Raw genomic sequence first — 15,225 nt, 5'->3', positions numbered from 1 at the left:
ACTATGTCGAGAGCGCACCGCATTGATGAATTTATTTTTGACTGTTCGTTCGATTCTCTCTCGTTAGCCAATGAACACGAGCCGGAAATGAATGCTTTCCTGACAGTAAAGTTGCTGCCCGCCATCGATTCAATCCTGGATGAATTCGATGAAACCGGTGCGGTCTGGCGCTTGGATCGGGTGGAAATTGACCTGGGCGATATTCCCGGCGTGGATTTTTATGCTGAGCTGGTTCAGCGCGTGCAGGAAGAATTGAGTGATCAGTTGCGTGCGCTGCAAAGCAATTTGGCGCAATCCGGATCGATGCCGGTCAAGACGTTGCCAGCGCAATTACCGGTACAGCGGTTAAGTACAATCCAGACGGATTTGGAAAAACTACAGGATTTTTTGCTGACGGGCCGGATGCCTTGGTATATGGACACGGCGGACCGGCATGCGCACGAAAAAATGCTCCAGCAAATACTGCGCGAGCACAGCGCCAGCGCAGCTTGGGTACATCTGCTCAAACGCTTGCCATCGGCGGAAAGAACAGTAGTGATTAACCGCTTGGTTTCGCAGTTTCCGCACCGTGCCTTGGAGGATGTTTTAAGCCGTATCACGCCGGATCATGCGCATCCGCTGCTGGATTTCCTGCGGCTATATCAACGGGCAATATCAGACATGGATGCCATGCCAGCCGCTCAAACACAGGCGGTCAATGCCGTATGGGAAAAGCTCTTGGCAATACTGCTGCAACACGGCCAGCCTGCGGATAATGGGGTGACTGTGCTGGATCGCCTTTTCCGGGAAATTGCACCGCTGCAAGCGCGAGAATCGCTCTCCCTGCTGAAAAGAATCCGTCAATTCGCCGCGCAGTCTCGTAACGAAGGGAAAACCGGCAGCTTACTGTATGACGCATTGCTGGCCATGGAAAATGCCTATGCAAGGAATTTGCATACAGATTCCACGGAAAGCTCGGTCTTGCCAGCGCGCCGGAATGATCATCAGGATGCGGCACGAGACAAGATAAAAGGAACAGAAAATGGGTGCAGGCAAGAAGAGGCACAACACTCGCAGAGCACTGCACAACCCGCTAAAGTAAAACAAACCCAGCCGGCGCATGAAGCATTGTATTCTCGCATCATAGCAGCGCTGCAACAGGCGAAGCTGATCGACGCAGGTTTTGCCTCGAGCGTGTTGCAGTTGCAAGCGGCTGAACGGCGGCAACGGTTGCAGCGCTTACTGCAATCGCCAGAAATAAAACCCCAGCTGTTCCAGTTGCCGCAACCGGTTCTGCTGGACATCGGCTACTGGCTGTCACCGCCAGCGGCGTTGCTGATCGAACGTCTGCTGGCGCACAGCGCCGCCCTGTACCGGCTGCCCGGATCGTCCGGGAAAACAACGCAGAAACAGTGGAAGCAGCGGCTATGGAGTGCGAATCTGGATTATCTGTTGTCCGAAACCGCGACAGGGATTGATCCGGCCGTATACTTGCAAACGCTCGTGCGCGCTGTCTCTTCAAGAGAAGCGAACTTACAGACAACCCTGCGCGCCTGGCACGTAGCGCTGGAACGCAGCCAAACCGGCAGCGCGATAGCGGCGTTATTGCGAACGCTCATCAGCAGCACACCGGCATGGCAGCAGACAGCAGAAGAAACCCCGCATTCCGTTCAGGAGTTAAACTCAGTAAGCGAAGCACATGCTGCTTACCGGCAACTCCAGCAACGTTTCGCGACCGGTCAACCGGCTGCTGGGCAGTACAGCCTACGCACGCTGCTGGAAACGTTAGCAACCGGTTACCCGGCGCAACTGCGGCAACTGTATCAAGACCTGCGCAGCCGCCGCTACGATGTAACGGCAGCGCAACTGGACGCAATCGAATTGCACAGCTTGGTTGAACATCTGCTGCGGATGGAATCCGCCAGCGACACTGCCGACCGGCGCACTTTCCTGCAGGCGATAGAGAAACATGCCGATCAAGTCAGTGACCGGCAAGCCTACTACCGGTTGCTGCTGGAAGAGCTACTGCATGACCGGGAAATCGACCTGGAAGCGATTGCAATCCAGTCGCAGCAAACACCTTCCCGGTTCAGTGATACCCCGGTAGACTGGAACAAACAAGACAAGCAAGACAAGCAAACCGAAACGGAATCAGCAACCGGATTCACTGCACAACAATCAACCAAACAACCCTTCCCGGCAGGCGACGAAACACTGTATGCAACAGTAATCGCAGCCTTGCGCGAGGCACAGCTGATCGACGCGCGTCATGTAACAGTTGAAACAGACGACCAACCGGCTGAGCTCAGGCAACGGTTACGCATGACACTGCGCACGATAGCTGTACCCGGCTGGGTGAACAAACTGCCGCAATCCATACGGATGGAGATCGCGTACCTGCTGGCGCCACAAGCGGCGGTGCTGAATGAACACCTGCTGGCGCAGACAGACAAGCTTTACCGGGTAACCGGACAAAATAACCGGCAGCAATGGCAACAGCGTTTATGGGCCGCTAGCCTGCGGTATCTGTTGACCCTGGACACCGCTGATATCACACCGGCGATCTACTTGCAGGCACTCGCACGCGGCGTATCGGATGAGACTGGTGTGCAGATCACACTACGGGCTTGGTATGAAGCGTTGGCGCAAGGCGAAGCCGATGATAAAACGCAAACGGCTGACTTTCAGCATCTGCCGGAAAACCGGGTAGAAGAACGGAAAATTGATCCGAAAGCGATTGCAGCGTTACAGCAGCAGACATTGCCTGAAAACGATCCTACCCATAAAAATCAGGATAAGCCGATCACAGCCGAACCGGTGAGCACCGGACCAACTTTCCAACCAATGGCGCCGCAATCCCGAACCGGTTTTGAGACACTGTATGTCACCGTCATGGCGGAACTGCGCAGAATAGGGCTGATTCATGAGCGTCTCGCGGTTATGGAAGAAGGTATTCAGCCTGCGAACCTCAGACAACGGTTACTGACTGCATTGCGTGCGATAGCCGTACACGACTGGGTGAATCAGCTGACGCAATCGGCCCGGATGGATATTGTCTATTTGTTAGCCCCGCCAGCGGCAGTACTGAATGAACATCTACTGGCGCACGCGGATACGCTATACCGGGCGGCTGCCTGGATTGAACAAAGCAGCCGGAAGCAATGGGAACAGCGCTTATGGACGGCCAGCCTGCGTTATTTGTTGACCCTGAACACCGCCGAGATCACACCGGCGGCTTACTTGCATGCACTCGCATGCGATGTATCGGGTGAGACCGACGCGCAGATCACGCTACAGGTTTGGCATGAAGCACTGGCGCAGCGTAACACTCCCGGTGCGTTGCATACACTACTGAGAGACCTCACTGTGAGCACTCAGGCAAAGGGGCAAACGGACACGGTACACCGTGAACCGGCAAAACCGCAGGCGGCAAGAGAAACTGAAAATATAGAAGAAACCAGATTGCCGCAGATCACTGCACAACCCGCTGAAGCAAAACGATCCCAGCCGGTGCATGAGGAACTGTATTCCCGCATCCTATTAGCGCTGCAACAGGTGAAGCTGATCGACGCAGGCTTTGCTTCGAGCGTGCTGCGGCTGCAAATGGTGGAGCGGCAGCAACGGTTGCAACGTTTGCTGCAATCGCCGCAAATCAAACCCCGGCTGCTTGAATTGCCGCAACCAGTTCTGCTCGATATCAGCTACTGGCTGTCGCCGCCTGCGGCGCTGCTATTCGAACGCCTGCTGGCGCATAGCACAGTCCTGTACCGGCTGCCCGGATCGCCCCAAAAAACAATGCAGAAACACTGGAAGCAGCGGCTGTGGGGCGCGAGTCTGGATTATCTGTTGTCCGGAACCGGCACAGAGATCGATCCGTCCGCCTACTTGCAAGCGCTTGTGCGCGCTGTTTCTCCGGAAGAAACTGACTTACATACAACGCTCCGTGCCTGGTACGCAGCGCTGGAACACAGCGAAACCGGCGGCGCGATAGCGACGTTATTGCGAACCCTCATCGGCGGCGCACCGGCACGGCAGCGGACAGTAGAAGAAATCCCGCATTCCGTTCAGGCGCTGAACCCGGAAAGCGAAGCAAACGCTGTTTACCGGCAGCTTCAGCAACGCTTCGCAACCAATTATCCGGCGCAACTGGATGCATTCGAGTTGCACAGCCTGATTGAACAACTACTGCACTTGGAATCCGCCGGTGACACTACCGACCGGCTCACTTTTCTGCAAGCGATAGAGCAGCACGCGGATCGCGTCAGTAACCGGCAAGCCTACTACCGGTTGCTGCTGGAAGAGTTATTGCACGACCGGGAAATCGACTTGGAAGCGATTGCAATCCAATCACAGCAGGCACCCTCCCGGCTCAGTAATACCGGTGAAGATTGGAACGAACTAGCCAAACAAGCCAAACAAGCGGAAGCGGAATCAGCAACCGGATCAGCTTCGCAGCAATCAACGAAACAACATTCCCGGCCAGGCGACGAAACACTGTACGCAACAGTACTCGCAGCCTTGTACGAGGCACAACTGATCGATGCCCATCGCGCAGCCATAGAAACAAGCATTCAACCGGCTGAACGCAGGCAACGATTACGCAGCATATTGCGCACGATTGCCGTACCCGACTGGGTGGATAAACTACCGCAATCCATACGGATGGATATTGCTTACCTGTTGGCGCCACAAGCGGCCGTGCTGAATGAGCACTTGCTGGCGCAGACAGACAAGCTTTACCGGGTGAGCGGGTTAAGCGGACAAAAAAATCAGAAACAGTGGCAACAGCGCTTATGGGCCGCCAGCCTGCGTTATCTGCTGACTCTGGATGCCGCTGAGATCACACCGGCGGCCTACTTGCAGGCGCTCGCACACGGCGTATCGGACGAAACCGATGCGCAGATCTCGCTACGAACTTGGTATGAAGCGCTGGCAGGGAATAAAACTGCTGCTGCGATTCATTTATTGTTACAGACAGTGATCGAAACCCCGGCTGAGTCGCCGTACAGCGGAAAGGAAAATCCACTGGCCGAAACCGGAGTCAATCCACCGTTGACGGTTGAGCAAGCAGCGGCCATCGATTGGGATGCCTTGCTGAATAGAACTGAATCGACCGGTGTCACCGAGGAAATTTATATCGATAATGCCGGGCAGGTATTGGCAGCACCGTATTTGCCGCGGCTTTTCAGCATGCTGAAACTGGCCGAGGAGGGCTCTTTTGCCGATCGCCAAGCAGCCGAGCGTGCGGTGCATTTGCTGCAGTTCATGGTCAACGAGCAAACGCAATCGCCGGAATATCAGCTGACACTGAACAAAATTCTATGCGGCGTATCGACCGGCATTCCAATCTGCCGGGAAATCGCTATCAGTGCGCAGGAACAGGAAACGATCGAAGGGCTGATCCGCGGCATGATTCAGAACTGGAAAACCATCGGTAATACCTCCATCAGCGGTTTACGCGAGACATTCCTGCGGCGTAAAGGGAAGTTGCAATTAAAAGAGGATGGCATGTGGTATTTGACGGTCGAGCCCGGCGTGTTTGATATGCTGCTGGATAGTTTGCCGTGGAGTTTTTCCGTCATCAAGCACAGCTGGATGGAGCGTGCGGTTCATGTCACCTGGCGCTAATCGGATGAGTCTTACAAGGGAAGCATAGTCAGCGATGGAAAGTCGTGCAAACGCAGCTGCGCTGGAAAAAGAAATAGCCTGGTTCAAGGCGGTGCTGGCAGCACGCTGTGATATTTATTTCTGCCGGGAAGGCGCTATTGAAGATATTCATCAGTTACCGCCACCGGATATTACTCAGGAGCAATCGGAATACGCGCAGCTGGTGCGGGAATATGCGATGGGATTCGATGAACGCCTGGTGATCATTCTAGCGCTGCTACCGCATATTCAACCGCACGTGTTGGATACATTCCTGCTCAATAACCAGGAAACCGCGCGCGGTTTTACCGAATTTGGCGGATGGAAAGGGAAGGGACACAGCGGATTTTTACCCACTTGCGAAACGGCTGTTTTTATTCTGGCGGGAGATGATTTGGCAAAGCGTTTTGACGTGATGCGCCTGTTTCAGCCCGATCACTACTTGTCCAAACAGCAGATTATCAAGGTGGAACATATCGCCAGCGGCGAGCCTTTTTTGAGCGCCATGTTGATGATGACGGTGGAGTATTTGAACCGGTTGACGCTGGGGCGTCACGATAAACCCGATTACGGTATTCATTTTCCGGCCAAGCTGATCAGCACGTCGTTGACTTGGGACGATCTGGTGCTGGATCCGGAAGTGATGGATGAAATCGACAATATCAACACCTGGCTGCGGCATTCGCACACCATTTTGCAGCAATGGAATCTGGGCCGAAATATCAAGCCGGGTTACCGCGCGTTATTTTACGGCCCGCCCGGCACGGGAAAAACGTTGACGGCCACTTTGATCGGGTCGAGCATCGGCGTCGATGTGTACCGTATCGATCTGTCGATGGTGGTATCCAAATATATCGGCGAGACCGAAAAGAATCTGGCGAATGTGTTCGATCAAGCGGTAAACAAGAATTGGATTCTTTTTTTCGATGAGGCGGATGCGTTATTCGGTAAAAGAACGCAAACCAGCAGCTCGAATGACCGCTACGCGAACCAGGAAGTATCGTATTTATTGCAGCGCGTTGAGGATTATCCCGGTGTGGTGATTCTGGCGACCAATTTGAAAACCAATATCGACGAAGCCTTTGCGCGGCGTTTCCAGACCTCGGTGCATTTTGCGATGCCGGATGCCGACCAGCGTTTAAGATTGTGGCAAGGTATGTTTGCCGGCAGCCGGTTGCTGGCGGCGGACGCCGATTTGGCCAAGCTGGCGGAAAGCTATGAGCTTTCAGGCGGCGCTATTACCAATGCGGTGCGCTATGCCGCCATTCAAGCGATACGGATGAAGCGCGATGTGATTATTCAGGATGACCTGATCAAAGGCGTGATAAAAGAATTGCTAAAAGAAGGCCGAACACTGTGAGTATGCGATGAAAAAATATTTCCTTTGCTGGATGGTGTGCATTTTTTTAAGCTGCGGCGTTTCTGCTGCGCTGGCAGTGGACGCGCAGTACGATCGCCTGCTTGATCAGGAAAAATTCAAGCGGTTGGATAAATCCACTGTCAGTGGCATGCAGCGCAATCTGGCGTTGATTTATCAAGGCGATCGCGATTGGAAAAAGGATGTTGCGCAGAGCAGGCAGCCGCTGACAGATGGGAGAATGGGGCCGGTCACGTTGTATTGGTTGCAACGGTTTATCCACGATTTCAAGATTGAGCCGATCGGCCAATATGTCAATGAAACCAAAAACCGTCTGGAGCGTATCGCATCCTTCGCCAATATGTTTCCGGAAGAGGCAAAAGTGCTGATCAGCGCCGATTTTGCCTTGTGGAACGGCGATCTGCCGGAAGTGCAGAAGAATAGTTATTACAAGGTGCGGCGCAGCGGAACCGATCAAGCGCTGCTCGATCTCGTGTACCTCTATCTACAAGTGATTGATCCACAGCCGGAATCGATAACGGTGAATAAAAATCAACCGATGATCAATTTCTATCAGCTGGCGGCGGAAGATTTCAAAATACTGCAAGGTAAAGGCCAGATCTATGCGCAATTGTCCAAGCTGGTCAATAAGAAATTCGATAACGTAGCAGCTTTGCAAGCGGCCATCGCCGAAGCGCTTAAGGATTATCCCGACCTGGTGGATAAATTGATGCCGGTGATCCAGCAATATTACCGCTATGCCGATGCCGTCATCAGTCAGAGTTTTCTCGATGTGCTGATGGGCGATGCGCTGTTTACTTCGCTCAACGGTGTTCTCGTTGCGTTGCTGGATAAGTCATTAAAAGGTGTCACCTATCCCGATAAACATCTGTTTGAGCAGGCGGCAAAGTCGAAAATTTATGCAGGCATCGGCGCCTGCCAGGATGTGAATAAACAGAATGCCTATGTGTCCGGGTTAAAAATCAGCGATGACGATTTTAAAAAATTGACCGAGGACTTGCTGACCGGCCCCTATCAGGGAATGCGCGATTTTTCTCAGCAGTTGAAGGAAATTGATTTATTGCGCCTGCATCCCAAGGAGGATTGCGAAGACCATGATTTGGCATTGATCGATGAATTCGTCGCCGGGTTGTATACGCAGGTGGTTCAGCCTGCCATCGCACCGTTGTACAAGAAAAGCCCGGTTTATCGCGCGGCATCGCCGGTTCAATGGGATGGCAGCGGCTGCGGTTGTGTGCTGGATGATTTGTCCGGCACGGTGTACGGTTTTTACCCGTTCTGGCTGGCTGGAGAGAAGCAAACGGTCAATTTCAGCGTGCTGTCCAGAGTCGCTTATTACGGGCTTTCGTTTGATGAAGACGGCATCATCAAGCACGCGAATAATGTACATAACGAAAGCACGATTTTATCGCTGGGTGATGCAGGCCGGGATGCGCAAACTGCATTTATTCAGGCTGCCCGCAAACACAACAGCAAAGTCGACTGGGTCATCCGCAATGATAAATCCTACTGGGAGCGCTGGAAGAAACTGTCCAATCTGTCCAAAGCTGCGGTTTTTGAGACGCTGACGGAAAATATCGTGAATCTGCTCACCAGCCAATTAACCGATCGTTTCAGCACAATACGGCAAAATATAACCTTCGGCATGATTCCGCCGCCCGCGCTGGGCGATGGCATTACGCTGTATTTCGATGGTTTCCCGGACGATCGCGAGTCGGTTGAATTGTTCAACCGCTTTTTTACCGAGTTGCAGAAAAGATTGTTTGCGCAGGGAGGCGACTATTTTGTCAATATCCTGGTGCCCCAATCCGCCTTGGGCAGCGGTGTTTACCGCTATGCCAATTTATTTGCCTGGGTTGATAATACCAAGCCTTCCAGCAGCGCGGATACATCGTTTGCAACCAATGCGCGTTCTGACGTGAGAACCAAGATTCTGATTCTGATTGAGGAACCGACTACGGATTCCAAGAAGAAATTGCGACTGGATATTGAAAATGGCGAACTGCACGGCATCGAACGCGGCATATTGCTTAGACATATCGTTCCGGTCATCGAATTCGACGGCAGGGATTGGAAGCAGCTGGAAGACGATATTGTCTACTTTAAAGATAACTTCGGCGGAATCGGGTTCTGGCCTTTATGGGCCAACGAGCCGGAGGTGGTCGAGGAAATGCCATTCCGCTGCGATGAAATTAATTTTGTCAGCGGTTGCCTGGTGAGATATTTCCAAAATACCACTTGGCATGGCGAACCGGAGTCGATACTGGAAAAAATGGTTTGCGAAAATCGCGTGTACTTCCGGTTGGCATGGATTGCGCTGAGCTTGTTATGTTTGTTATTCACCCTCTTGTATCTGTATTCATGCCGCATCCATAAGAAAATCAGTAACTTTTATGTGATTTATCTGCTGGTTATTCTGCTGCCCGCACTGATTACGGGATTGCTGCTGCTAACCTATGATCCCGTGCTGGAACCTGTTTCTGCGGGCAATTTGCCGTTGATTTTGGTTGTTTTCGGCGGTATCGCGGCCGCGATTGTTGTTTACCAGCGGCGGAAAAAACAAATGCGCAAGCCATCGCGGCCTAGAATCAGCGATTAGGCCGGGTATGGATTTGGAGCGCAGAGGATCGATCCTTATAGGAAAGACACAATGGACTTGATTGAAAAAGCGACCGTCATGCACTATCACCGCCATCGCATTGCCGAATTTCAACACGGCACGGTCGAATCACTGGGATGGCGCGGCGCACATAGCCAGCAAGTGCGCTACCAAGTGCTGGCTAAAGTGGGTAACTTGAGTGGTAAGACGATACTCGATGCCGGGTGCGGATATGGCGATTTAAAAGCATTTCTGGACCAGCATTTCTCCGGCTTCGATTATATCGGCATCGATCAAATGCCGGAGTTTATCGCCGAAGCCCGGAAGCGCTTTGAAGGTATCGAACGGACAACTTTTTATCAAACCGACTTCAGCACCGCCGAGTTACCGCAGGTCGATTACGTCATCGCCAGCGGCGTATTGGGATACCGCTGTAAAGATGACAGTTTTTATACCGCCATGATCGGCAAACTGTATAACAGCGCCCGGATCGCGCTGGCTTTTAACATGCTGGATAAAAGCCGCTTCCCGCAGCATGATTTACTGATCGGACATGACCGGGAAGAAATTCTGACACTTTGCCGGGTACTGTCGCCGCGCGTAGAATGCCTCAATGATTACTTGGAAGATGATTTTACGGTGTTGATGTATCGGAACGACGGATAATGTTGTTTGTGGTGACACAGAGGATTTCTGTTACTTATGGCGAAGAAAACCGAGATTAAATGGTTAAGCGAATCTGAAGCGCATAATTATCCGGCGGCTTTATCGTACTTATGTTTGATTTACGATGAACAAACGGCTGCCCATCATGTGGGTAATTTGAAGCAAGCGGCGATGTCGCAATTTAAAGCCAAGGATATTTTTAGATCGTCCGGCTTATCGTTACTTGGGATCAGCAATACCCACGTGCAGAAGAATCAGCAGAAAATACAGGCAGGAATTCAACTGTCACCTATTCTGCTGGTGCGGGATCCGGCGAACGGCAAGGTAATTGTTGCGGATGGCTATCACCGGCTATGCGCGATATACAGTTACGATGAGGATGCCGATATTCCGTGCAAAATTGTATAGCCATCATAAGGTATGTAGCTTGATTGAGGATATTAACCAAGCGAGCGTTAATGCTTAATCTCGGCATGTAACTGCAAGCTGCGCTAAATAAACGGAGGGTAATATGAAACAGTCATTATCGATTGAATCAGAATCACAGCAAGCTCGCCATTCTGCAGTATCAGCAAACAGCGTACTTGGTGTCCAAGCTTTTGCCGATAATCGCGAATCAACAGCTGCCCAGCGTCAATTAAAGATTGCCATGGCCAACTTCCCGCAAGCCGCAGCGCAACGGAGAACCAGTCAACTGATGAATAACAATCCGCGGCTGCTGGTGCAACGCAAAATGTTATCGGGAGAACCGGTGCAGTGCATAGAGGAAGACGAATCCTTGCAAAAGGAATCCGGGCCGATCCAACGAGTCGAAGAGGAAGAATTGCAGAAAAAAGCGGCCACGGATTCTCCCGCGCAATTGGAACAACAATCCTCCGCCAAGCCAAACAATACCGGCCTGCCGGACAATCTCAAATCCGGAATAGAGAATCTATCCGGTATGTCGATGGATTCCGTCCGGGTACATTACAACTCATCACAACCAGCGCAATTGAATGCACTGGCTTATGCGCAAGGAACCGACATTCATGTCGCGCCGGGGCAGGAGCAGCATTTGCCGCATGAGGTGCGGCCTGTTATGCAACAGGAACAGGAAAGGGTAAATCCTGCCACGCAGATGAAAGGTGTGGTGCAGCGCGATGAGGATAGAGACAAGAGTTATGCCAAGATAGGGGCGATGAGCACGCTTGGGTTACTTGGTGGTGCGGCATTGTTGGGTGGAGCACTGCCGACGTTAGGTTTACTCGCTGGTGGCGCAATTGTTGGTGGGGCAATTGGGTGGGGAGCATCAAGGTTGAGAGAGAGTTTTTTACCAGAGGGGCCATCGACATCACTGGCACCTGTAGAAGATAGTTTTGAATACGGACACGATGAAGAAGAGGGATTGGGGGAGCAGGAGTCGAATTTGAAGGCAGCTACTAGAGATGATGTTAAGCCCGAGCTTTATGGTGAAATAGAAGAATTAACAACCATGTTTGGGAATCTCAGTCTTAATGAAAGCGGTAAAAGTACTCAATACATGTCCGCAAATCGTTATAACACTCAGCAATTTAAGCTGATGCCAGGGGCAACAGTATTCCAACTTGCGCGTGGATCGGGACCGAGCTATCAGGAGTATTACAAATCAAACTCTCATGGGGATTACAAGAAAGTAGAATACAATCGTAATACATTGGGCACTTTTGATTTTGCCAAACGCCCTATGGTATACAAGGGGGGAAGATGGGAAAATCCTGTTAAGAACGGCTCAAAAGTTGATCTGGAGCAAGGTGCAAAGAAAAAAGGATATGGAATTACTAGTGGAAAGAAATTGGCTGAGATCAGCAAGGCATCTCGTGCTGTGCATTTTAGCATTGCGAATCGTATCATGAAGAATGGCGCTGGACAAAGCAGTCCAGATGGTTGGACTTGGCATCACTTGCCTGAGGAATACAAAATGGTGCTGGTCGATCGCCAGGTACACCGTAAGCATGGACATAACGGTGGTAAATTTCTCTGGAAATAATTGCATGGATGTCGGGCGTGTAAGAATTCAGTTACTGAATTATCATTTTTATAATTAGATATGACGATGTAGCTAAAGCAATTATTGACAATTGAATCGGAACGATAACTGACACATAATTCTGTTGCATCAGAGATGCTCTATGGTTGATCAGGTTTTTGTGGTAAATCGTGAGGCAACAGCAGTTCAGCTAAATTGATGCTTAAATAATAAATTTCCAGAGAAATGATTAACTCAATTTTAGTTTAGTCCAGATTGAAGCAGGTTCTGTGTTTACTGATTCTAAGTTAGACAAAGCTAGAAGTTTGATGTACTTTTTGTCAGAATAAACTGTTAATCCATGCGGCTAAAATATAGTGGAGAGGAGAGGTAATATGAAACGATCATTACCGGTTGAATCAGAGCGGCAACAAACGCGCAATCCTGCTGCCGTGGCAGCTATATCATCAGTTCATCAAGCTTTTGCGGACAATCGTGAATCGACTGAAAATCAGCGTCAATTGATGACTGCTATGGCCAATTCTCCCCAAGCTATCGCGCAAAGAAAAATTAGCCAACTGATACACAATAGTTCGCGCATGCTGGCGCAGCGCAAAATACTATCCGGTGAATCCCTGCAGCGCATCGAGGAAGATGAATCGCTGCAAAAGAAATCCGAGCCGATCCAACGGATTGAAGAGGAAGAATTGCAGAAAAAAGCGGCTACGGATTCTCCCGCGCAATTGGAAGAGCAGTCTTCTGCGCAAACGAACGGCACCGCGAATAACACCGGCTTGCCGGATAACCTCAAATCCGGCATAGAGAATCTATCTGGTATGTCGATGGATTCCGTCCGGGTGCATTACAACTCATCGCAACCGGCGCAACTCAACGCGCTTGCCTATGCGCAAGGCACCGATATCCATGTCGCACCGGGGCAGGAGCAGCATTTGCCGCATGAAGCCTGGCATGTGGTGCAACAAGCGCAAGGCCGGGTGCAGCCGACGATGCAGATGAAGGAAGGTATTCCCATCAATGATGATCGTGGGTTGGAGCACGAAGCGGATGTGATGGGCGCGAAAGCATTAGGAAATGCTGTGTAGCTTTAATAGAAGTTAACCGGCGGGATGGGTGTTGAATCTGGCCGGATCCGGGATTTATTCAATGTGCCGCAACATCGCTACTCCAGCGCAGTCTGCAAGCGGCTATCCATCGTCAATGCACGAAAATCCGTCTCCCAGCCTTTGAGCTTATCGTGCGCATGCTGGCGCTGTGCTGGCGTGGTGCTGTTGTGCATGCGCGCGATAAAGCCGCAGGTGTGTTCGGCTAATTTCAACTGGTAAGCGCGGTAGTCCGGATCGTCGGAGCGGTGCGTGTGTTCAATCAGTTTCCGCAATGAAGCCGTGGCCAGTTCAGGTGCGGCGGATTCGGCGGCGAGCAGGCGCAGTGTCCGCAAGGTTTCTTGTTGCCGCCGCTGGCGTTCGGTCAGCCATGCCTCCGGGTTGAAAGGGGAAGCTTCAAGGCTGGCGATGATTAAGCGCCGCTGGGCTTTGTCGATATCGCCGTACAGATTCTCGATGCGTTTAACCGTCCGCTTGATGGCTGCGCGCTGCCGGTCCTCGGGATCGGGTTGCAGGAAATCTTCGCGTAGTTCCTCGTTACTCTTGGCATAACGTTTCTCGAGATGACGCCATTGCGTTTCACCCAAACGCAATGCCACCGGTGTGCCGAGGTGCACGGCGTGATCGAAAGCGGGCGCGATGATAGCTTGCAGCTCGTCGGACCAGCTACAGACTTGCGTGGATGTCAACTCACCGTCGATCCGGCTGCGTATCGCGGCTAACCAATCCGCGTATTCCGGCAATTGAGTGGCGCGGTGCCAGCCAAACCATTGGTGAATGGCGTGCTTGGCCTGCGGTGTTTGTTCCCGGCTGAAATCGACATACCCGTCGAGCCACCACCAAGCCAGTTGCGGCCCATTATCATAGCTCAGACGAAGCATGCTGCAACCGCTGGACAGCAACAGCACAGCTATCAGCGCGATTCTTGCGAGTGTTTTTCGTAAGGTGTTCGGCATGGTGACAGGTATCAATTCAAACGTGAACAAATGGGAATTTTACAGCAATCGCAGATGTTTTTTCTTAAGTGACGATTCATTCGGAATCGCTAGGATTCGTGCGCTTTTGGCGATAACATGGCAGAACTTTTTACTTTAAACGCATGCAATGAGTTTTCCGCGAATTTTCTACATTCATGACCCCATGTGCAGCTGGTGCTACGCCTTCAGCCAAAGCTGGGCTGCATTACAACAGGATTTGCCGCGCGATATGGAAATTGTTTACCTCGTTGGCGGCTTGGCGCCGGATACTACCGAACCGATGCCGCTCGCAACGCAGAAAATGGTGCAACAGGCATGGCAGCGTATCGAGCAAACCGTTCCCGGCGTTCACTTCAACTGGGACTTCTGGTCGCGCAACACGCCGATCCGCTCAACTTACCCGGCTTGCCGGGCCGTTCTGGCAGCCAAAAAGCAACGCGCGGAAGCTGAGCCGGAAATGATCCGTGCCATTCAAAACGCCTATTATCAACAAGCGAAGAATCCCTCGTTGCCGGAAACCTTGCAAGCTTGCGCTCAAGAGATTGGATTGGATGCGGAAACCTTCATCGATGACTTGAGCAGTCCGGCGATAGAAAGTGAATTGCAGCAGCAAATGCAACAGGTAAGAAGCATGGATGTCTACTCCTATCCGTCTTTGCGGCTGGTCATTAACAATGCCGTGCTTCCGGTTGCGGTCGATTATTTGGATTATCGAACCATGCTGGATGAGATCAGAACTATCGAATCTATAGCGCCTCACACCTGATCATGCAGTTTTAGAAGTTGTTATCCATTCAATCTGGCATTGATTGAATGGGGTCGATCCAATGCAGTCTGCGAGACTTAGTGATTGATGGTGGTTTATATCGCCCCAA

At 51.6% G+C, this 15,225-nt stretch carries 9 protein-coding genes; 8 read left to right on the top strand and 1 reads right to left on the bottom strand.

Translation table 11 applies throughout. The annotated features are described in order from the left end of the window. The first annotated feature begins 3 nt into the window (after positions 1 to 3). The 7 genes from R2103_RS11220 (at position 4) to R2103_RS11190 (ending at position 13,355) form a co-directional block, all read left to right on the top strand. Positions 4 to 5,607: a contractile injection system tape measure protein gene (locus R2103_RS11220; RefSeq protein ID WP_317531485.1), complete on the top strand. Its 5,604-nt coding sequence runs from the start codon at positions 4 to 6 to the stop codon at positions 5,605 to 5,607. 34 nt (positions 5,608 to 5,641) lie between these two features. After that, a complete protein-coding gene (locus tag R2103_RS11215) occupies positions 5,642 to 6,985 on the top strand; it encodes an ATP-binding protein (RefSeq protein WP_317531484.1) in 1,344 nt (447 codons plus the stop codon). Positions 6,986 to 6,992: 7 nt separating this feature from the next. Beyond that, positions 6,993 to 9,602 (top strand): hypothetical protein, encoded by a 2,610-nt coding sequence (locus R2103_RS11210; protein WP_317531483.1) that lies wholly within the window; start codon positions 6,993 to 6,995, stop codon positions 9,600 to 9,602. A 51-nt stretch (positions 9,603 to 9,653) separates the two neighbouring features. Further along, positions 9,654 to 10,268, top strand: a complete 615-nt coding sequence (locus R2103_RS11205; RefSeq protein WP_317531482.1) for a class I SAM-dependent methyltransferase — start codon at positions 9,654 to 9,656, stop codon at positions 10,266 to 10,268. A gap of 36 nt (positions 10,269 to 10,304) precedes the next feature. Continuing rightward, the gene (locus R2103_RS11200) at positions 10,305 to 10,676 is read left to right on the top strand and encodes a hypothetical protein (protein WP_317531481.1); all 372 of its coding nucleotides are present in this window, start codon (positions 10,305 to 10,307) and stop codon (positions 10,674 to 10,676) included. A 103-nt stretch (positions 10,677 to 10,779) separates the two neighbouring features. After that, the gene (locus tag R2103_RS11195) at positions 10,780 to 12,273 is read left to right on the top strand and encodes an HNH endonuclease (RefSeq protein WP_317531480.1); all 1,494 of its coding nucleotides are present in this window, start codon (positions 10,780 to 10,782) and stop codon (positions 12,271 to 12,273) included. A 374-nt stretch (positions 12,274 to 12,647) separates the two neighbouring features. Beyond that, positions 12,648 to 13,355, top strand: coding sequence for a DUF4157 domain-containing protein (locus tag R2103_RS11190; protein ID WP_317531479.1), 708 nt, complete (start codon positions 12,648 to 12,650; stop codon positions 13,353 to 13,355). 77 nt (positions 13,356 to 13,432) lie between these two features. On the opposite strand, the gene R2103_RS11185 is transcribed toward R2103_RS11190, so the two are convergent. Then, positions 13,433 to 14,329 carry a DUF6279 family lipoprotein gene (locus R2103_RS11185; protein WP_317531478.1) on the bottom strand — a complete coding sequence of 299 codons (897 nt, stop codon included), beginning with the start codon at positions 14,327 to 14,329 and terminating at the stop codon, positions 13,433 to 13,435. A 148-nt stretch (positions 14,330 to 14,477) separates the two neighbouring features. On the opposite strand from R2103_RS11185, the gene R2103_RS11180 reads away from it, so the two are divergent. Then, positions 14,478 to 15,116 carry a DsbA family protein gene (locus R2103_RS11180; RefSeq protein ID WP_317531477.1) on the top strand — a complete coding sequence of 213 codons (639 nt, stop codon included), beginning with the start codon at positions 14,478 to 14,480 and terminating at the stop codon, positions 15,114 to 15,116. Positions 15,117 to 15,225: the final 109 nt, after the last annotated feature.

This window comes from Nitrosomonas sp. Is24, assembly GCF_033063335.1.
GTDB lineage: Bacteria > Pseudomonadota > Gammaproteobacteria > Burkholderiales > Nitrosomonadaceae > Nitrosomonas.
Note: the sequence above shows the minus strand (reverse complement) of the source record. Positions and strands in the feature narration are given on the sequence as shown.

Bases quoted from the DNA above. Each gene is read 5' to 3' on its own strand.
- R2103_RS11220 (WP_317531485.1), top strand. From the start codon at position 4: ATGTCGAGAGCGCACCGCATTGATGAATTTATTTTTGACTGTTCGTTC.
- R2103_RS11215 (WP_317531484.1), top strand. From the start codon at position 5,642: ATGGAAAGTCGTGCAAACGCAGCTGCGCTGGAAAAAGAAATAGCCTGG.
- R2103_RS11210 (WP_317531483.1), top strand. From the start codon at position 6,993: ATGAAAAAATATTTCCTTTGCTGGATGGTGTGCATTTTTTTAAGCTGC.
- R2103_RS11205 (WP_317531482.1), top strand. From the start codon at position 9,654: ATGGACTTGATTGAAAAAGCGACCGTCATGCACTATCACCGCCATCGC.
- R2103_RS11200 (WP_317531481.1), top strand. From the start codon at position 10,305: ATGGCGAAGAAAACCGAGATTAAATGGTTAAGCGAATCTGAAGCGCAT.
- R2103_RS11195 (WP_317531480.1), top strand. From the start codon at position 10,780: ATGAAACAGTCATTATCGATTGAATCAGAATCACAGCAAGCTCGCCAT.
- R2103_RS11190 (WP_317531479.1), top strand. From the start codon at position 12,648: ATGAAACGATCATTACCGGTTGAATCAGAGCGGCAACAAACGCGCAAT.
- R2103_RS11185 (WP_317531478.1), bottom strand. From the start codon at position 14,329: ATGCCGAACACCTTACGAAAAACACTCGCAAGAATCGCGCTGATAGCT.
- R2103_RS11180 (WP_317531477.1), top strand. From the start codon at position 14,478: ATGAGTTTTCCGCGAATTTTCTACATTCATGACCCCATGTGCAGCTGG.